The organism is Limnobacter alexandrii, from assembly GCF_005871185.1.
GTDB lineage: Bacteria > Pseudomonadota > Gammaproteobacteria > Burkholderiales > Burkholderiaceae_B > Limnobacter > Limnobacter alexandrii.
Genome location: NZ_SWKN01000011.1, coordinates 94,568 through 114,062, shown reverse-complemented (window position 1 = coordinate 114,062; position 19,495 = coordinate 94,568). Strand labels below are relative to the sequence as shown.

Annotated in this window: 19 protein-coding genes; 9 read left to right on the top strand and 10 right to left on the bottom strand. The window is 49.3% G+C overall.

Annotated features, from left to right (window positions below; translation table 11 throughout):
* Nucleotides 1-8 precede the first annotated feature (8 nt).
* The 3 genes from FCS97_RS15000 (at nt 9) to FCS97_RS14990 (ending at nt 3,009) form a co-directional block, all read left to right on the top strand.
* Nucleotides 9-1,742 carry an adenine nucleotide alpha hydrolase family protein gene (locus tag FCS97_RS15000; protein ID WP_138519253.1) on the top strand — a complete coding sequence of 578 codons (1,734 nt, stop codon included), beginning with the start codon at nt 9-11 and terminating at the stop codon, nt 1,740-1,742.
* Between the two features lie 196 nt (nt 1,743-1,938).
* The gene (locus tag FCS97_RS14995) at nt 1,939-2,583 is read left to right on the top strand and encodes a hypothetical protein (protein WP_138519252.1); all 645 of its coding nucleotides are present in this window, start codon (nt 1,939-1,941) and stop codon (nt 2,581-2,583) included.
* Nucleotides 2,584-2,676: 93 nt separating this feature from the next.
* On the top strand, nt 2,677-3,009 hold the full coding sequence (locus FCS97_RS14990; protein ID WP_138519251.1) for a hypothetical protein: 333 nt from the start codon (nt 2,677-2,679) through the stop codon (nt 3,007-3,009).
* Between the two features lie 134 nt (nt 3,010-3,143).
* On the opposite strand, the gene FCS97_RS14985 is transcribed toward FCS97_RS14990, so the two are convergent.
* Nucleotides 3,144-3,413, bottom strand: a complete 270-nt coding sequence (locus FCS97_RS14985; protein WP_138519250.1) for a hypothetical protein — start codon at nt 3,411-3,413, stop codon at nt 3,144-3,146.
* 85 nt (nt 3,414-3,498) lie between these two features.
* Nucleotides 3,499-4,632: a phosphoadenosine phosphosulfate reductase domain-containing protein gene (locus FCS97_RS14980; protein WP_138519249.1), complete on the bottom strand. Its 1,134-nt coding sequence runs from the start codon at nt 4,630-4,632 to the stop codon at nt 3,499-3,501.
* 469 nt (nt 4,633-5,101) lie between these two features.
* Between FCS97_RS14980 and FCS97_RS14975 the strand changes: the two genes are divergently transcribed.
* A complete protein-coding gene (locus tag FCS97_RS14975) occupies nt 5,102-5,713 on the top strand; it encodes a hypothetical protein (RefSeq protein WP_138519248.1) in 612 nt (203 codons plus the stop codon).
* A gap of 34 nt (nt 5,714-5,747) precedes the next feature.
* On the opposite strand, the gene FCS97_RS14970 is transcribed toward FCS97_RS14975, so the two are convergent.
* The 3 genes from FCS97_RS14970 to FCS97_RS14960 form a co-directional block, all read right to left on the bottom strand.
* Nucleotides 5,748-6,107, bottom strand: coding sequence for a hypothetical protein (locus FCS97_RS14970; RefSeq protein ID WP_138519247.1), 360 nt, complete (start codon nt 6,105-6,107; stop codon nt 5,748-5,750).
* A 97-nt stretch (nt 6,108-6,204) separates the two neighbouring features.
* Nucleotides 6,205-6,405: a hypothetical protein gene (locus FCS97_RS14965; protein WP_138519246.1), complete on the bottom strand. Its 201-nt coding sequence runs from the start codon at nt 6,403-6,405 to the stop codon at nt 6,205-6,207.
* Nucleotides 6,406-6,585: 180 nt separating this feature from the next.
* Nucleotides 6,586-7,017: a hypothetical protein gene (locus FCS97_RS14960; protein ID WP_138519245.1), complete on the bottom strand. Its 432-nt coding sequence runs from the start codon at nt 7,015-7,017 to the stop codon at nt 6,586-6,588.
* Nucleotides 7,018-7,512: 495 nt separating this feature from the next.
* Between FCS97_RS14960 and FCS97_RS14955 the strand changes: the two genes are divergently transcribed.
* Nucleotides 7,513-8,766, top strand: coding sequence for a hypothetical protein (locus FCS97_RS14955; protein WP_138519244.1), 1,254 nt, complete (start codon nt 7,513-7,515; stop codon nt 8,764-8,766).
* A gap of 21 nt (nt 8,767-8,787) precedes the next feature.
* Here the strand turns inward: FCS97_RS14955 and FCS97_RS14950 are convergent, their stop codons facing one another.
* On the bottom strand, nt 8,788-9,684 hold the full coding sequence (locus tag FCS97_RS14950; RefSeq protein ID WP_138519243.1) for a PD-(D/E)XK nuclease-like domain-containing protein: 897 nt from the start codon (nt 9,682-9,684) through the stop codon (nt 8,788-8,790).
* A gap of 568 nt (nt 9,685-10,252) precedes the next feature.
* On the opposite strand from FCS97_RS14950, the gene FCS97_RS14945 reads away from it, so the two are divergent.
* The 3 genes from FCS97_RS14945 (at nt 10,253) to FCS97_RS14935 (ending at nt 12,755) form a co-directional block, all read left to right on the top strand.
* Entirely contained in the window at nt 10,253-11,020 is a 768-nt protein-coding gene (locus FCS97_RS14945; RefSeq protein ID WP_246066394.1) for a DNA/RNA non-specific endonuclease, read from the top strand.
* A 27-nt stretch (nt 11,021-11,047) separates the two neighbouring features.
* On the top strand, nt 11,048-12,088 hold the full coding sequence (locus tag FCS97_RS14940) for a S49 family peptidase (protein ID WP_138519242.1): 1,041 nt from the start codon (nt 11,048-11,050) through the stop codon (nt 12,086-12,088).
* A gap of 475 nt (nt 12,089-12,563) precedes the next feature.
* A complete protein-coding gene (locus tag FCS97_RS14935; RefSeq protein WP_138519241.1) occupies nt 12,564-12,755 on the top strand; it encodes a hypothetical protein in 192 nt (63 codons plus the stop codon).
* Here the strand turns inward: FCS97_RS14935 and FCS97_RS14930 are convergent, their stop codons facing one another.
* Nucleotides 12,756-13,214: a hypothetical protein gene (locus tag FCS97_RS14930; RefSeq protein ID WP_138519240.1), complete on the bottom strand. Its 459-nt coding sequence runs from the start codon at nt 13,212-13,214 to the stop codon at nt 12,756-12,758.
* Nucleotides 13,215-13,640: 426 nt separating this feature from the next.
* Between FCS97_RS14930 and FCS97_RS14925 the strand changes: the two genes are divergently transcribed.
* Complete coding sequence (locus FCS97_RS14925; protein WP_138519239.1) at nt 13,641-15,974, top strand: hypothetical protein; 2,334 nt, start codon at nt 13,641-13,643, stop codon at nt 15,972-15,974.
* 2 nt (nt 15,975-15,976) lie between these two features.
* On the opposite strand, the gene ssb is transcribed toward FCS97_RS14925, so the two are convergent.
* Genes ssb through dinG form a run of 3 tightly spaced genes read right to left on the bottom strand, consistent with a single transcriptional unit; the run spans nt 15,977 to nt 19,285 of the window.
* Nucleotides 15,977-16,534, bottom strand: a complete 558-nt coding sequence (gene ssb / locus FCS97_RS14920) for a single-stranded DNA-binding protein (protein WP_138519238.1) — start codon at nt 16,532-16,534, stop codon at nt 15,977-15,979.
* A gap of 41 nt (nt 16,535-16,575) precedes the next feature.
* Nucleotides 16,576-17,133, bottom strand: coding sequence for a hypothetical protein (locus FCS97_RS14915; protein WP_138519237.1), 558 nt, complete (start codon nt 17,131-17,133; stop codon nt 16,576-16,578).
* 34 nt (nt 17,134-17,167) lie between these two features.
* Nucleotides 17,168-19,285: an ATP-dependent DNA helicase DinG gene (dinG, locus tag FCS97_RS14910; RefSeq protein WP_138519236.1), complete on the bottom strand. Its 2,118-nt coding sequence runs from the start codon at nt 19,283-19,285 to the stop codon at nt 17,168-17,170.
* Nucleotides 19,286-19,495 lie beyond the last annotated feature (210 nt).

The following is a 19,495-nucleotide window of genomic DNA, read 5'->3' as shown; positions in this document are numbered from 1 at the left end:
AATCGACCATGACGCAGCACCTTTTCCCAGTTCCCATCGTTGTTAAAGACAGCCTGGAGTACAAGTTCGACCAGGGCGTGAAAACATTCCTCGAATTGTTGTCATCGGGCCAATGGATCATCCGCGTTGCCACATCCATGGGTAAAGACTCTTCAACCATGCTGGCCATGGTCCTTAAAGCGGCCTCAATCGCATCGCGCGCCGGTCTGAGTTACCCTCCAATCATTGTTTCCACCGCCAACACCACGATCGAGAATCCGCGAATGGACATGCTGGTGAAGACCGAGCTTCAAAAGGTTCGCCAGTACTGTGCAAAGCACAAGATCAATTACAAGATTTCCATTGCCAAGCCCAAGCTGTTTGAATCATTTGTGGTGCGTGTGATCGGTGGCAATCGCCTTCCTACCTACACCGATGGGCCAGCCCAATGCTCGATGGAATGGAAAGTCAACGTTCAAAATCGACAGGCCAAGATCATTCACCAGTTCGTGAAAAAACAATACCCCGGCATTGAGCTTCTGACATGCACGGGCGTGCGCTTGGACGAGTCCGAGGCCCGTAAGGCAAGAATTCTGGAAAGAGGGGACAAGGCCAATACGCCCTTTGTCTACAACCAAGAAGCTTGCATCAGCCCATTACTGCATTTCACCGAAGAAGACATTTTCACTTTCATTGCCACGGCCTCCCGGTTCGATGTGTACTCCGATATGCAGGATGTGTTTTCGCTTTACGCAGAAGCCTCTGGCAGCGGTTGCGCGGTCGTGGGTGACATCGTATTGGAACAAGACTCAAAGACCCGCCAAGGCTGTGGTGCGCGCTTCGGATGTGCATTTTGCACTCGAACGGGGCACAGTGACAAATCCATGGAGGAGATGATCAAGCTACCTGAAAACGGATTCATGGCTGAACTCAATGCTTTTAGAAACTACCTCCATGCAATTCGCTTTGACCCAACCAAGCGTCGTTACCTCGGCCGCACCATCGCGCCTGACGGCACCGTGAACATCGCCCCTGATACCTTCTCATCACAGACCCTTGAAGACCTCTGGCGTATGCTTTGCTCAATCCAGCATCAGGAGAACTTGCAATCTGATTCGCTTGGCATTGCCCCACGTTTCCAATACGTCACCGAAGAAATCGTGGCTGCAGTGTCACTTCAATGGGCACGCTATGGGTTTCACCCGGCCTACCATGGCTGGGTTGTTTACAAGGACGTCGTGGAAAATGGCAACACCTTGTTCCCCTCTGAGGTTCAAGCGCCCGTTCATCCGAGAGCCGCAGGCTTTGGCAAGTCCCTTGGTCGCTTGCCAGTAGGCATCCCTGAAGACGAGTTTTCGCCACTTCGAAATGTCATGGCCGAGGCCTTGTCCGAACTCAGCTGCGCTGAAATGGCTCCCATGCGGATCGGTAAAACCGACACCGTTGTGACCCAAATGGACATTGCTGACACCTACGAAATCAATCCCGAAGGCTTGGCCATGTTCATTGATTACGAGCTTGATCGTCACATTGGGATGTACCACGGTGCTTCATCCAGTCCAACCGCTGAGCTGAAAACAGCATTCCAGTTCGGTTACCTCAAGGCTTCAGCGCCTGGTGTTTTGGCAACCGACCGCATCGTGGCCACGACCGATCACTTCCACCGCCATGGATTGCTTACACAGGGTCTGGATCAGCTGCTAAGCGCCTGCATTCAACCTGAACAGTCCTACAGCCACATTCAGGAAGAATTTGCTTTTTAAAGCAGTCGGCTCACTCCACCTGACACAGGTACCAAAAGAATATATTCGGCCCACTGTACCCGGGCCACCCACGGCACGACCTACGCCGGTGACTTTCCAAATACTGTGCAAATAAACAGCACTCTGTTAAACTCCATTTCACTTATTTTCATTGTCTACAATGAGCGGGCTCATGCAGCCTGCAGGAGTCAGACAGATGTACTCTGCACCTACCCGAGTCGAAACAGTTTCACCCAAACCCGATCTGGAAAAGCTTTCTCAGGACTTTTCAGCCTGGTTTCACGAGTCTTTCACTCCCTACGTCATCGCTGACTACGCCAACGTGTGCCTGAAGGTGTTGCATGGGCAACCACCGGTCAATAGCATGCGGCCGGCCGGCGACGAAGAATCGCCGATCTCCGCCCAGAACCGCTTGCGCAATGTGCCACGAACCTACAAAAGGGAAATCCGCTTCAAGATCATTTCGCTGTACACCGAGCCCTTTTCTGTGCCCTGGACCCAGACCTTTGCACTTCACATGTTGCGCACCGTGTTCGGCACCTCTGGCTCAGCTGTATCACTGAACTCGGCATTCGCCAGCTCGTCGAGAACGAGCAAAGACAGGGTAGATTTCAAACCCGTACTGAACTCGCTGGACGAGGAGGGGATTCGCTTTCTCAATTCAATTTATGAGGAGGCCTGCCAAAGAATCGACACCGAGCTACTTCAAAAGGCAAGGGAGAAAGCACAAAGCATGGCCGGATCGAGCGCGTTGCGCGTTGGATCCAGAACTGCTCCAGAATCTCTGCCGCTCACCCAAAAGTCAGCACCCATTGCTGAATCTCAGTTTTCTTTGTTCTGATCAAATGCAGCTGGCGGTGGCTCAAGGAAGAAAGAATTTGCCAGCAATCAGGCCGCTTGAAAGCAGGGCGAATATATTCTTTAGGTATTTGCCATGAAACCCGCACTTGACGAAATCTACACCGTGAAGAAAAAACGCGCCGGTGGCCAGCCAATCGATCTTCGAAAGCTGTCTGTGGATCCGGGCATGCCTGGTCACCTGCGCCTGGCTGCCAAAACCATGCCCAATGGCAACAGCATCAAGAGTCTTGACCTTGTACACCCATCCGTCGTCAATGGCTGCGAACCGGGCAGCATACTGGGCACGCTTTTAAAGCCTGAACTCACCCAGATCGCCGCGGGCAAGCTGGTGTTTTGTGGCTTGGAGAAAGCGGGCAGAAGTGCCCTTGTGTTTCAGGAGTGGGAGTGCATTCGGCTGGAGAAGTAAGGCGCTGGTTTTGCCCAAGCCAGATTGGGTAATGTCATAAATCCACCCACACCAACAGACCTGCTGCTTGGTGCCGCTCGCCAACTCTGACTACTGCAAAAAACCGAGCGTAGCCAAACCGCTTGGATGAATCATCAAATCTGCTTTGTGACGCGACTATTCAACTTCTTGATTCCATCCTCCAACTCTGTACACGCGCATTGATAGTCATCGTTGTGGCAACGATCCCAGCCCATCTGAAATGCTAGTTGTGCGGACTGTCGATAGGCCTCACTCATGGCAATCAAAATCAGCTTTTTGATTTCATCGTAGCTACCCTGAAAAAGGGCATCATCCATCCCGCCGCTCTCGGTAATTCCCGCCTCATCACAAAACCTGATCAACCGTTCTCGATTAACGTCCATTACTCAACTCCCTCGCACTTTTCACAATAACTTCAGGAACAAAAAAATAATCCACCAAATTACTTTTTACTCAAGTTTTACGTCATCACACCGCCCCACATCCCGCTTTTTCAAAAGCGCCTGGCGGAATGAACCAGGGGTTCGCTGCATCGGCGGCAACCGGCAAGAAGTAATCACTTCGACTGGCTTGCTCAAGGGCCAAGGCATCATTCACACTCAATGCTTTTCCACGCTGTGCCCGCTGATCTACCCCAATTCTCTCCCGAGAAATGGTGGTTCCAAATTGTTTTTCGTAGCCACTGATCTTTGAAAGCGATTTAGGAAAATGCACCGCAATCGTGGCCCAGATATTGTCGTCGTTGTAGATGCACTGGCGGCACGAGCTGCGGCTCCAGCCCAAGCGATATGGAACTGGCGCAAGTATGTTGTGACGCTGCAGGATTTCCCAAACCTGCTGCTCATTCCAACCCAGCACCGCTCGCCAAGCATCGACGTGTCTGGCCAGCTTCCCATCGCGTCGGTCGCACGCGTGTCTCTCCATCTGAAAGTACTTCGAGCGATTTGCGCTTTCCTCCCGGCGCTCCCCAGTGACGAACAGCACCTTTTTCCCATTGAAGCGCGGTTGGTTGTTTAATGCCCGTCTGGCAACATCGATTTTCAGTGAGGAGCACCAACGGGTTGAAAGTGATGCAGATTGCTGTGGGAAACGCATCCGGGTGCCGGGCTTGGCCCGGGTGACATCGCGCTCAAGCTTAACCAGACCGTCCGGAGTCTCCATGTAATGCGCACGGCTATACGAATTGTTTTTCAGCATCTCTGCTTCAAACCCGCCATCGATCCATGAAAAGTACACCGGCAACCCAAAGTGGCGGCCAAGCGCCAGATTATAGGCGTGTGTAAAAGGCCAATCCATCAAATCACTTTGACCTGGTGCGCCATCAATGCACTGGTGCCACAGCTCGACCCGTGAAGTGTCCACGCCCAGTTCAAGCAGATAGAGCAAACAAGCAATGCTGTCCTTGCCACCTGACATGCAGACAATCACTCGGTCATAGGTATTTGGATCGACACTGTCCAAATTGAACCAGCGTCCGTCTTGGTTCAAACCAGATTCAAGTTCTGAAGATTCAAACAACCCCAACTGCTCGCCAAGAGAGGGGATCACAACCAGGTCATCAAAGCCGTCTCGATCGGCTATCAGTGGGCTTGATTCGAACATCTCAATTCACTCCAAAACTGGGTCATGAATTCATTGTCCAACACAAGCCCAATCACGCAAGTTTGCGAAATTCCTGCTTGGATATTTCCTATTGATGCGAAATTCCAACAGAACAATAATGATTTTTTATTAAAAATTGAGTTTTGAACACACAAGTCGAATTATCTTGCAAGCCGTGCTTAATTGTGCAAAATTGGTGTCGTGAAGGCCGCCAACTGCTTCCAGACCGATCTGTAAAAGGATCATATCGCGTCGGTCTTCACGTCTTGATCTCCATCTCAGGTACACCCACTCAGCCAGCCTTCACAAGCGGGTATCTTTTTCTCCAGACCTGCCCCATTCAATAAATTTACTTACTCAGTACTGTCTAAGCAAAAATGCAAATTTAATCCCAACAGATACCCAAATTTGCACCAAACAGAGCATCGTTGTAGAAGAATGAATTCACACAGTACAAAGGAGTGAAAACATGAGTCTGCAACTAATCCGCAAAATCAGTGAAGAATTCCAAGGGTTCGTGAAGTTGACTGGCCAGTCCACAACACCAACAAAAGATATTCACTTCATTGAACCCTTGCTTAAAATGCCTGGGGCCTATGGCTACATGGTCGAGGGAAAGTCTCCTACAACTCCCTGGATGGAAAACGACAAACATTACCCAACATTTGTGGCTGCGTTTGACTCAGGTAACCCCGCTGCCCGGGGCCTACCCAGCACGGCTGAGCACATCCTTGCGACTGGCTTTGTGAATACGAGATATGTCAACCAGTCTGGAGTCGATCTCTGCAAGAAGGTATTGATCGAGCACTTGGCCAAGAATCCCGCAAGCCTCAGATTGAACACCGCTGACCAACAAACCAAGTTGATGGAAATCGCCCAGCTCAAACCGCGTAACCTCAGACAAATGCTCAGCACAGAGCAGGGCGTTCGAACGTGGATGCCGCTTTTGCTCAAACTCATGCCCATTTATGGCATTCGTTGTGAGTTTAGTCTGGATGGCAATGAGCCCATCCGAAGCAGAACACAGTTTCTATTCTTGAATGAAATGGGAATGAAGGAAATGCGGGGATTTGTGATCTAGCCGATGGAACTGGATTACCGCTTAAAAATTATCTCTATCCAATAAAAAAAGGTGGGAACCTGCTACAAATTGGATCGCCATGCAGAACTCCGTACTCACCCCATCGACGTGCCTGGTTAATGTAAAACTCAACCAGTTTCGGGACGCTTCCAAATCCCAATGAACGAGCAAAAGCCTCAGCTTGGTCGTTCCATGTCAACAAACGATCTTCTTCAAGCGGACTACAAGGATGAAAAGCGACACCTAAAGTCGATACCTCCCCACTTTTTCTAATTGGGAGATTAACGATATAGGTGCTTTCGTCGTGGAATTGATTAAACAGCAGAATCCATGGAGAATCTGACTCCTTGGACTGCTCTAATGGATCAATGACAACATCCAATTCAACTTTCATCTTGCCGATTCCTACTCGGTTCTATACAAACAGATCATCATCCACTGACATTTTACCCGATGAATAAGAACAATGAAATCTGGCTGCGACAACACAATTAATCGGATCTTTTCGTGTCAGCGCTAGACGATCGACGGCGGTGGTCGTCACTCAAATATCGCGCCATTCGGCTCAGCGCGTTGATGCGCATGGTGAGGATTCGTTTCTCAACCCGACTGGAAGCCGAGGCCGCATCGATCACTTTGTCGGCCATCTCGATGATCTCGGCGCACCGTTTTTTGTAGTTTAGGGCTCTCATTGCTGTTCGCCCTCAATACTTGCTTCTCGGTTCAAAAACAATGCCGACCGATACAGTAGCCCAGCACACACTAAAAGCTCCCAGCCTAAGCCCACAAAGCTCACCACTTCTGTCATGAAAATTTCCTTGGTTGTTTCACTAGAACCATTGAAACAAAGAAATCGATTTGCGCAAGTTTAGTCACCGATCCTTCATATAGATGAGCTTGATCGATTGATCTATCTGATCCAGGAACATCGGGTTGATCTCAATTTCATAGCCACGCAATTCACTGAGAATGGGATTCATGCCTGTGAATGTATTCCCAACGCCACTGGACTTGATCCCTCCAGCAAATTTTCCGAGCCTTTGACCAAACCAATTCTTTCTCTGGGCATCAAGGCCATACAAGAAGACATCGAATTCGGCGAAATCACAAAACTCCATGGCTCTAGCAATTGCGCACAAATAAATCCCTGGATCCTTCTTACGGTCTGTAAACACCACAAACAGAACAAGCTTCTTGGCCTTCTCGTTCACGAGAATATTCACCACAGCGTCAGCTTCCTCGGCCGACCTGGCTGCTACCCACTGGCCATCGTTCATTTTCAATGAGCGTCTAAGCTCTTTCATACCAAAAATCCCTTCAGGTTCCGCTATTTACACCAGTTTGACTATTGACGAATCAACCCGGTCGAATTATCCTTTCATCGTGCTTAACGCACCTAGCCTCTCAGGCCCGCCGCAAGGCTCTCAACTCCACGTCCGGTTACACCCAGATCGTCAATCCATCAAAACCAATTGCTTCTGCTCTGGTCAAGACCACTTAACTGTCTTTTCTTATTTCCTATCAATAGGAAATATATACCACTGAACTAGATCTCAGCACGGTTTTCCAATCACGCAAGACCCTGGTCTGCAAATAATTTCAAAGATCTCGTCCGAAAGCAGGTCCACAACACGCATCTACAAAATTGACGTGTTCTCGATCGCTACAGATCTCCAGATTCACTACAACGCGTGCATTGGCGTTATGTACCTATATACCCAAAAACCAAGTCCATCGACCAATGCGGATGGACAACAATTAATGATTACGACCTTGACAGAGGTCACAGAGGTGAAGAAATGAACAAATTGAGCGTAATGCAGCGATTTAATCGAAGCATGAAAAAGCGAATTGCCGGTTTCACGCTTATTGAACTCGCTTTGGCAGGAACAATTGCCACAATTGGAACCAGCGCGGCACTTTACTCGCAGCAACAAACACTACGAAGCGACATAGGTCGTGCTCAGGGTGAACAGCTTGTCAGGCTTGCAAATGCATTAGATATTTACATGCATGAGTATTACACTCAGATCTCAAACAACGTTGCAATCCCATACAACAATGGTACAGGTGCGGTAGCCAATCGACTCGCCCCTACCTTCGCAGATCTACAAGGACTTTCATTAGCCGATGCATCAAGCTCTCCAGTCAGCATGTTTGGCTCAAACTACGTCTTCTCAGTTCAAAGATCCCCGGCCGGTTGTGTAGCTGGAACTTGTATTCTCACCGCCACCGTTCACATCCCAACCCCAATCCTTGAACCAGTGAGTGGCGGAATAGATGGCGTTGTAATCGGTGAAGCTGTGATCACAGGCCAAGGTTTAATCGGAACTAATGACCCTAGTGACCCCACGACAATCCGCGGCTTTAGAAATGGTTGGACAATGCCAAATCCCGTCGCTGGTACTCCTGAAGGCCTTTTGATGGCACAAGTTTCCTATGGCGCTACCTTTGATGCATATCTACGTCGCGACGGATCCAACCGAATGATCGGGCAACTCGACATGAACGGTAACGAGATTCTTGGTGCTTCCACAATCACAGCAACAGGCACTGTCTCAGGAAGTCAACTAACAACCACAGGACAAGTCTCTGGAACAACCGGAGCTTTCTCCGGCGCGTTGACGGCAGGTTCTGCTCAAATCTCTGGAAATCTCTCAATGGCATCTGCGACTGTTGCAGGCAGCTTAGTTGTTTCAGGAAACATTACTGGCACCAACATCACTGCAACAGGTGGTAACGGCGTTGTTCGCGCCGCCAATCTTGTAGTGGATGGAGTAGCTAGCTCTGGTCAAGGATGTTCAACGCCCGGTCAAATCCGAAGAACAAGTACCGGAGACATTCTCGCATGTGAGTCCGGCACTTATAAAAAACAAGAAGCTGAACTTCCTCAAGGATCAATGTGCGGCATGCGCGTAACGGGCGATGGCCGAGGACCTGCCATGCGACCATGCATGGGTTCTGACCCTATTGTCAGCTGTCCTTCAGGATTCTCAAGGCACAGTTTTCCTGGGTTCGACTATGTATACCACCACACATGCATGAAACTCTAAGATTGAAAATCTCAATCAATACTAATCTTCAACCCGCGCCCAAGCCGGTAATCTGGCTTGGCGCACCAAAAACGGATAGTTCGGGTACTCATTCGTTTCTTGTGCCTTCTGCAATCTGCGAAGGTTTCTCCGGTACACCTCATTGCCATACTCCAGCGCGGGGCCATCGACCACATAGGGCAAAACCCCGTGCGGTGGTTCCAGCTCGGCAGCAACCAAGACAAACGGCAAGTCTTGACCAAGGAACTGGGACACACCATCCTTGTACATGGCAGCCGATACGTAGTAGCCCTTGTTGTAAGCGTCCTTGGTGAACGACTCCTCGCGGGCATCTCTCGTTGATTTCACGTCGTAGATGCCGTATTCCATGTTGAGCACATCTGGACGGACTTTGCACCAAATCCCGGTTTCCTGATCGCGCCAGAAAATCGAAAGCTCTTTTTCTGCCCCGTCGATGATCTCGCCAATAATCCCATTGCCTACGCTGCGGATTGCTTGGGCGCAACCCGTGATCTTCTTGTAGTCAGCAACTTTGAAGATGTTTTTGCCTTCTGCTGCTTTCACCAAGTCCTTGTAGCCGTCTTTCAGCAAAGTTTTGCTCTTTCCCAGCCACACCACTGACTCCGCATCAAAAAGATGTGGCTCAAGCGTGCAGGAATGAACACCCGTTCCAAGCCTCATGCACTCTTTCTCGGATTTGTCATCCTCATCGCTTTCGGCCTCTTCCTCGCCGATCAAGTAATGCGCTAGTGAACGCGAGATTGTCTTCAGGCGCGAGCTGGAGATGGCACTGGTGTTCGCGTGGTACATCTCCGCCGGAAGGCGAATGGCGAATGATTCGCTGCTCACACCCTGACGGAACTCAAAAGAAGGGTCTGCTTTCAAGAATTCAATTACTTCTTGGTCGATCACTTTCATGGCAATTTTTCTCCGCAAACAGTCTCAAGGGCATGATTCCAAGTTATCAGAGAAGCCCATTTGCGCAAGTTTTGACTCATTCACCCTCGAATACGAAAACACCAGCCAAACCCCCTTTTTTTGCCACTTTCGACAAACGGGGAAAATTTCCACACCACTTAATATGTCGTATGGAGATCAATTACAACAATGAATAGCAGCCCAATTTATTTAAACCATCTGGAAGACTTTATTGCTGCCATGCCGCCTTTGTGGGACAAGGGCCCAGACAATGGCCAGGCACAAATCTTCCTTTTCGGCGAGGTTGTTTGGGTTCTTTCATGCAAACAGATCAAACACAATGAATTCACTGGGGTTTTAGACAGTGACTCAAAGCATTATTCGCAACTTGGTCTGGTCAGTGGAGCAACTGTGTCTTTCCAGACCACGGGTTGAAAGCCCTTAAAAATGCCACTTTGAACTGATACGTTCAATGCGCGTTTTTAATAAAATGAATTGACTTCACAGCCTTGCGCAAAATCGGTTCACAGGCAGACTTTCCTTGTCCATTAAACGAAAAGGAATTGCCATGATCCGGTTCATCATAAAAATGCTTGTACGACGATACCTGCTCACCAAAGTCTTCACGCTGCTAGTGCTGGCCACCGGCCTGCATGAGGCTAGAGCAGATTTCTCCAAATGCGCTGAGCACTTCGCACCAAAGGCTGTTCCCAGTTTCCAAGCTCCCGAATTGTTCGAACTCTGTTTTGATGAATTCGCGGTGTTGTACTCCGGCTCAACCAAGACGCCACTGTTTACCGCGCAACGCTACACGCCACAGTCGCTTGGTCGGGCACAGGCCGTACCACGATCGGATCAGTTCTATGAAGAGGCTCGCCTGCCAAGGGCTGCCAGAGCCACACTGGACGATTATCGGGGATCGGGCTATCACCGCGGTCATCTTGGCCCATCGGCATCCATGCCCACTTATGCCTCTGAAGCTCAGAGCTTCAGCCTGGCCAACATCGTTCCACAAGCCGGTGAAATGAACAGTGGCGTTTGGGCCAAAAGCGTTGAGTCAGCCACACGGAAATATGTGTTTCGCACTCGCTCTACAGTTTTCGTGGTGACTGGTACCTTGTATGAAACCGCAAGAAAACCCAACTTCATTGGCAACCGCGTGCGCGTGCCCGATGCGCTTTACAAGCTGGTTTACGACCAAACCCTTAATAGATCATGGGTTTTCATTGTCCCCAACAACGACTATGAAACCAGACCCACACGAATTTCCTATTCTGAGTTCAAGACCAGATTCGGTCTGGACCTTTTGCCCGGATTAAATCCGCCCATTAAGTAGCACCTGATTTTCATCACGGATTGAGCCATGATTGCAAAGCTGTTTAAAAGAGCCCCCAAACAACCCGACCCAGCGCTGATTCAATTGGCTCAATCAAACCCTGTTTTGTACATGATGCAGCTTGACCGAGAAGAGAAAGCTCGATCAAAGCGACTTCGCTGGATTCTCGTCTCCTCCATCATCATCTTGTACATTCTGGTTCTTTTCGTCTCCACTGGGCACCCACGCGCGGCACTTCAGCGAGCCACACAGGGGTTTGGTAATCTTTTCGAAGAAAAGCCATACGCCTCCATGGTCAAGATCACGGGTCAGATTACGCCCGACGGACCGGCATCCTTCGCATCTCTGTTGCCCTCACTGGAAGGCGCGTTTGCCGATGCAAATGCAAAAGCGGTCGTTATTCAAATCAATTCGCCTGGTGGATCTGCCGTGCAGTCGATGATGATTCATGACCGGGTGCTGGCATTGAAATCGAAGTATGGAAAACCCGTGTACGCCGTGGCTGAAGATTCGATGACTTCTGGCGCCTATTTGATCGCACTGGCCGCCGATGAAATCTATGCCAATTCCTCAAGCCTTGTGGGCTCCATCGGCGTGGTGGCAAGCTCGTTTGGCTTCATCGATCTCATGGACAAGGTGGGCGTTGAGCGTCGTCTCTACACGTCAGGGCAATCCAAGGGCATGCTGGATCCTTTCTCGCCTGAATCACCGGAAAGCCGAAAACAAATGCTCTCCACCCTGTCAAACGTACACACCAACTTCATTGCTGCCGTGATTCAAAATCGGGCTGGCAAGTTGAACCCTGCTGAAGAACAGATCTTTGATGGCCGGTTCTGGGATGGGCAAACCGCCATGAAACTCGGTCTTGTTGATGGCTTGTCTGATTACCAAAGTCTTTTATTGAACAAACATGAAGTCGAGCGCGTGCGTTTATACCAGTCACAACAGCCTTTCTTGCAAAACTTGCTTGGCCTGGGGGTTCAATCCTTCAAAGACCAGGTCTCGATCAATACTTTTGGCTTGAGCATGCTGCCTCCCCAATCAACACCCACAATTCAGGCGCAATAAACACCATGCCCAAAAGAAAAACACATCTTAATTTAAAGCAACTCTCCAGCGAAAAGCTCACCGCACTTTTAATGGAGGTTGAGCAACAACTACATCAAAGGCGGCTCAAGGAACAAGCATTCAATGAATTTCTACGAGAAGCAAAGCAACGTGGATATGATCTACACTCTTTGATCGAAATCATGAGGCTAAATCAATAGCGAAATTCCAAGGCTGAAATCAATTGAGTATTCAGTGGCCCAAGCCGTTATTCTTCAATAAATCAAGTTAGTGTTAGAATCCACGCCATTGTTAAATGGATTTTCATGGTGTAGGAATAAAACAAGCCTTCAGATTCAAGGCTCAGCTTGATTTTTCCGTTTACCTACCACATTATAAAACGTCAACTTATATAATACTCGGGCGTTAATTATTCAGAATATTCAATTATTAGTCCTTTGAAAACTTCAGTTGTACCGGAGATTGGAACCAGATCATGGATGAAAGCGAAAAGAAAAAGTTCAAGCTGGAAAAGCTAAGAAAAAAGCACATGCATGAACTGGACAATGCCATTGAAAATTTGTCGGAGATTTTATCCATGTCCGACAAAGAACTTGAAGAGCAAAGACTTGAAGCGCTGAAACATCAAACCAAATCTGATTTAACTACCTCAAAAGCCGAGAACTGATTATTTAAAAACAGTGATGCTGTAGCTGCGGTCAACCTGGTCTTTGCAAACCCCTCTTGCGGAATTGTCCAAAGGGTTTTCGCTCAAAACCTGAGTAATCAACAAATTACAATTCACCGCTACCTTTTTAAAAGCAATTTCTCCCTGAACCCTGTAGGTTTCAATGCAATCCGAAGCGCCCTTGCAATCGGGCTCAAAGATGTAGAGTCGGTATTTTTCCGACTCCCCTTTGAATTTCACATCCCACATTGTTCCTGGCGTGACGAATTCGACTTCACCACGAACCCGCTCGCCGGTCCCAATTGAGATCACATCGACAAACCGGTATTGATCAAGGCCAGCCTGATGTTTTGCTTGCGATGGTGCCGCCGAGTTTTGTGCGGTCGTGGCACATCCTGATATGGCGATTGCCAAGGCGCTCAAAGCAATCTTCCGCGCAAAATTCTTGCTGTTTTTCATTTTGAATCCCGAAAATGACGACTTCCACAATTGGAACACGTAACCGACTCGGGCACTTTGGCTCAAAACCCCAAAAAAGGGCTGTTTTAAAGGACTCTTCACATTCCCAAAAAGCACACAATTAAGGCTGATAAACCCCTTCCGATCACCATGGCCATGCTCCTTCGATCACTTAGTCTGTTCCTTGCGCTTCTCACTATCGGCTGCACACCGGTCACAATCTACACAGGCGCACTGAACCCCAAACCAGAGCATCTTGCGAGCAAACCCTTGTGTACCCGCTACATCGAGCTTTCTGGCCAAGCATGGACGCGCTACTATCAATCCCTGCACGAAGAGCTGATCCGCCGCGGCCTAAATCGAGACGACTGCCGTTTAATTCTCCAAGATGCGCATCCTGAGTACTTGGGATCGCAATAAAGCGCTATGAACGAAATTTTTAATCCCGATCAGACCAACCAGCTTCCAAATCCGTTTGAGCTTGAGTCCGCTTACCTTCGCTCACCCATCTCACCCAGCAAACAAGAGATCGAGCTGTGCCGAGCCTGGCTATCCCGGCACCCGGATTATTTAAAACCCATTTATGCACGGGCAAGAATCCTTGCAAATGCCGGTAAGCACTTGGCCGCACGCGATGTGCTTGTTCACACGCTAAGAACCTGCAGGCAAGATTTCGGCGCGCTGTGGACCGCCACTCATTTGGCAAAACTTCTTTTTCAGAACAATAAATCAGCCCAATTAAGCTGGGTTTTGGATTTTGCCGAACAGATTAAAGACGACATTGACCCGGTGAAACATTCCTCACCCGGAGCCATGCTTGATGCGATTGCTGCACTGGCCAATCTGAGGGCAGGGCGCACCGACTCCGAAACTGCTCAATTGGCGATCCGAACAAGCTTGTCCAGAATCCGTGACCACGATCATGACAATGCTGAGCTTCACAGCTTACAAATTCTTCATCTCATCCTGTCTACGCCCGAGATGCGCAATTACCCTGCGATGGTTCAAGCCAATGATTACCGTTTGATCGATTACGTCGCACAGGCTGCAGCAATGCCGCCAGCCGCCCAGCACCTTTTTCTGGCATGCCTTCAGGTGCGGCTTTCTCATCCTTGCCAGCCAAGTTCCAGTTTTCTCAAATCACTGTTTCTTCATATTGAGAAAACGCCGATCTGGCCGGCAATTGACTGGTCACCTCGTTCATTGGGCCACGCCTGCAGCCTGGTGCTGTGGGCTGTTGCAAACCCACAAGCTGCACCGCAAGCCACCACACAATTTCGCCAGCCTTTCATGCGCGTGGCGGCCAAGGTCTATCAAGCCCAGAGCATGGTGGTCAATTACGAGCTGCTGGAAACAAAACAGATTCAGGAAAAAACCGAGTTTCACATTTACAAAGGGATGTCTTTGGGGCCTAACATTCAGCCCTTCTATGAAGCAAGATCTACGCTACTCAATGACTTGATCGTGAACCTGAAAAGTGAGATTTACCCCGATCGGACTCACGCTCTGGTACCGCTAAAATCACTGCTGTTGGCCAATGCTTTTTCAATCGACACCTACCCCTACATTGAAGAGGCATCGACCGAGATCCGCCAATTCCTGGATTCCATCAAATCGTCGAATTTTCGACTCTGGACTGAAGTTCTGCACAACTATGCTCACTATCAACACAGGACAGGCTCCGGCGATCTCGACACTTTGATTCTTGAACTCGTTGAGCACAAAGAGTTTAAAAAAACTGACCCAAGTATATTGGGCCGCCTGTCAAGAATCTGTCTGGACCAAGGGGTTTTCTCACTGGCCTTAACGCTCAAAATCACCGAACTACAGTCATTTAAGCAGTCCATCGATTCAAGCTCTGAATTGGCCGCGCACACCCTGTTCATTGGCTACGCCATGACCAATCAATTCGAGCAGGCTGCAACACAGCTGCTGCGCATCCAACAACCGAACCATCAGCCATACCTGATTGAAGCCATCACCAGGTTACTTAGCGACCCTGGGCAGCCGGATGAAGTCCGGGAGCATGCCGCTAAACTGCTTGAATCTCTACCAGCCCAAGGCCGCTTTGGTGACCTTCGCTTGAAAGACAAAGGGCCAGAGGTCGTCGAGGAGGTGCTAAAGAAGCTCAAAAATGACGAAAACCGTTTTCTACTAGATCCAAAGTACTGGCTCTCACAATCCGATCTCGACCTGGCTGTTCAAGCCTTTTCAGAGTTGTTTTCCCAAACACACGCAAAGACCCAGTTCATTTTGAACATGGTGAGTGACACCGCCCGCACACTGGACAACCCACTGAAAGCCGAGGTGCTTCGGCGAATAATTTGGCAATCACTGGAGATGGTGAGACTCGACCCGAAAAAAGAATCGATTAGCCAGATTCAAAATGTCCTGGTTCGCCTTCGTTTCCATCGCTTGTTTTTTGGCAACCCGCCACGCCGCCTCACAGCCGTTGCCGGGATGAAATACATTCAAGGCACACTGAACGACTCAAAACAGCCCTTGCCACCCAATTTCGAAGAGGTAGTCAGTGAAGTGTCTGCGCTTTGGCACGATCTCAGTGACATGGATTGGAGCGCCTTAAAACAGTTGTTTAGCAAATCGCTGACATTTAACCAATCACACCCATGTCTGCCCAGCATGCCGGAGCTTCGAGAACTCTTTCACTTCGCAAACGAAGGCATCAGCGAGCCTCGATCACCCAAGAAAAAAGCGCCCAAAAAGGGCGCTTTCGAGACTACTGCCGACAAAGCATCATGACATTAAACTTCCCAGTGTTTGACTGCGGCGAATGGAATGTCATCATCCATGAGTCCGCCGCCTGCCATGGCGGGTTGGCGTTGCTGGTTTGGCTTGTTTTGTGCCCGTGGGGCAGGGGCCTGTGCGCTACTTGCCGGGGCTTGACGACCAGACGCCGCTTGGCCGCCGCCACTGCTTGACTGACCCTCATTGCCATCGTCTGAGGCTTGGTCTGCCGACCTGCCGCCGTTGGAGCCCAGCAATTGCAGTGAATCGGCGATGATTTCGGTCGTGTATCGGTCTGCACCGGATTGATCCTGCCACTTGCGTGTTTTCAAGCGACCTTCGACGTAAACCAATCGGCTTTTTTTGACGTATTCACCGGCAATCTCGGCCAATTTCCCATAGACCACAACACGGTGCCATTCCGTGTCCTCACGACGCTCACCTGTGTTTTTATCCTTCCACGACGAATTGGTTGCAAGGCTGATGTTTGCTACACAGCCGCCGTCGGGCATGTATCGAACCTCTGGGTCTTTCCCAACCGAACCTACCAAAATTACCTTGTTGACTGAACTCATGATTTACCCCATTCATTGGAGGTTAAAAAAGACCGCGTCACCTAACAATTCATGACAGAAAACTGCGCTGAATCCAGAACCTCACCAAAATTCGATTGAAGCTCCAGAACCACTACTGGCCTGTCTTGTGGCGCGATACCCAATGAATTCATCCTCTCACAAAACCATTTTTGCGCAACTTTTTGCGCGGGCTCCATCTGTGTCCCCGGCAAGGGCTGTTTCAACACCACAAAAATACTTCTACCCCCTGTCTGTTCGTTTACAACGTAGCGATCCAACACATACGGAGCAAAGCCTCCCTGATCCAACCCTTGTTCCATAGTCAAAAGCGCCCGCCAGTCGATCTCAGAAACAACAGGGGTATTAGGTACTCCCGGATTTACATCTGCGGTCGGCCTGGCTGATTCAGAAGGTGTCTTCATTTCACTTTTCTTGCTCTCGTAGATGGTTTTCGCCTCGGTGACAATTTGCTGCGAAGTATCGACGATTCGACTCACCACTGGAGCAAACGCTGCGTTCGTCTCAGCCCGATTGACCCAGACACTGTGACCGATCCCTGCAAGGCTTATCAATCCACATAGAATGAAAACGTATTTCAATCGAGATCTCCACATTCAGGCGACAAAGGGGCAGCTACGCAATATTTTTTGTGAAATTGGGTAGCCCATTCAGAAGAACCGCACCGTACTTTGAGTTTACAAGCCTACTGTCCAAAATACTGATCTGACCCTGATCCGACTCTGTTCGAATCAATCGACCTGCATACTGATTCAGCTTGATTCCCGCCTTGGGTACTGTAATTTCCATGAACGGGTTTCTTTGTTGGGTTTGAAGCCATTCACTCAACGCTTCTTCAATGGGTGAGTCTGGTGGATCAAAAGGGACTTTGGCAATAATCACATGCTCACAATCCTGGCCAGCCAAATCCAACCCCTCCCCAAAACCCTGCAGGCCAAACAATGTACTTGCGTTTCCACGTTTGACCGAATCACGATGGGCATCCAAAATCTTGTGCCTGGGCATACAGCCCTGCACAAGCACCTGATGTCTAAACTTTGTCGGTAACCCGGCGTAAACCGCTTCCATTTGTTTTCGGCTTGCAAAAAGCACAAGCATCCCGTGTTGATTTTGCGCAATAGCCTTGCCACAAAACTCGATCACTTCAGCGGTGTGCGTAGACACCTCTTTGGGATTGAACCCTTTGGATGGCACAGTGCATGTGCCCTGTGAAGGGTAATCAAATGGGCTTTGTACACTTGTGAAATTCACATTGGGAAGGCGCATCAAACCGCTTAGTTTTGCAAAGTAATCGAAGCTTCCGCAGCTGGTGATCGTTGCTGAGCAAACCACGCCAGCACCGACTTTTCGCCACAACAATTTGTTCAAAATTGACGATGCTGTCATTGGGCTGCCGTGCAATACAAAATCGACATGGCCGGACTGCCCCTTGGTGGTGACCTTAAGCACCCATTTTGCATTCGGAATCTGCGATTCATGTGTCCAAATTGAGGCCAATTGCTCAAACTGTTCCAGTCTGTCTACATGCCCACCCAAAGCCATCAAAATTGTCTGAGCAAGCTCCTGGTCAGTCACAGACTCCATGACTTCATTAAAGCCCTCGATCGCTGTGTTTAACGCCTTTAACAAATCGCTGGTGATGTCCTTTGCCTTTTTGATGCAATCAAGCAATGGAGCAGGTACCACACCATGCTGGAAACGCCACAAACCGCGCTCACTTTCATTGAGTTCGCGTTGCTTGGCCAGTATTGAATACACTGTTCTTAGCTCGTCTCCCAACTGGCTTGTGTAACCGTCAATGGGCTGCTTGAGTTCTTTCATCACACCAAACAGGTTCATTGCGCTCGTATAAGGGCCCAACAATTTGGGAACGTCTGCTCTGAGCGCATCAACATGGCTTTTTTTCACACCATGGTTCAAAGCCCGATCGGGCAAGTGATGCCCCTCATCAAAAACCACCAGGCAGTTATCAAGGTCGGGCAAGGCATTGGACTCATTTTCTGACGTGCTCAAAATCAGATCGTGATTCGACACGATGATCTTGCAGCTCTTGGCCTCTGCTCTGGCGGTATAAAACGCGCACTTGCCAAATTCCTTACATGTGCGTCCAGTGCACATATTGCGATCCGCGTTCATACGCCTCCAAACCACGGGTGAAATTTTGGTGGTCATGCTGTCTTCATCGCCCGCCCACTTGCCTTTGGTGAAAAGCGTGAGCGAATCACGGACCAATTCGATTTCCTCAGTCTTAATCGCTGCATTGTTGTCCATGTCTTCAAGAAAGCTGGTCTGGGAAATATCACCGAGTAAACGCTTGGCGCGGGCCAAACACATGTACCGGCCACGCCCTTTAATCAGTCCGTAGTCCAGATCCAACCCAAGCGCCTTCTCAAGCATGGGAATGTCACGATTCACAAGCTGCTCCTGAAGTGCAACAGTGCCGGTACTTAGCACCAATGGCTTGTCAAGCTCAGAGGACACCGCAATACCGGGAATCAGGTATCCCAAGGTTTTGCCTACGCCGGTGGGCGCATCAATTACAGCGATATTTTTCCCTGTCCGTTCAGCACCTCGCGTCTCGGGCGAATAGTGGTCGAGCATTGCCTTGGCCACGCAAAACATCATTTCCTGTTGTCCAGAACGGACCTTGTAACCTGGCCAGCTTGTTTCAAGTTGCTTGATCATCCCTTTGATTGAATCAAAGACTTTCTGCTCTAGTTGATTGTTGTTCATTGTTTATGCCATGCCAGAGATCAAATTTTGGTACCGCATTCGGCGATGAAAATCGCCATTGCAGCACACCCTCCCACAGGCTAAAACAAAACTCGGATTGCGCAACTTTAGCCAAATTTATGCACTTCTCAGATTCAAGCATTGAACTCACTCGTTCACATCTCAAATCCACACCACCACTACCCGGCACGTACACACAAACTTGCAATT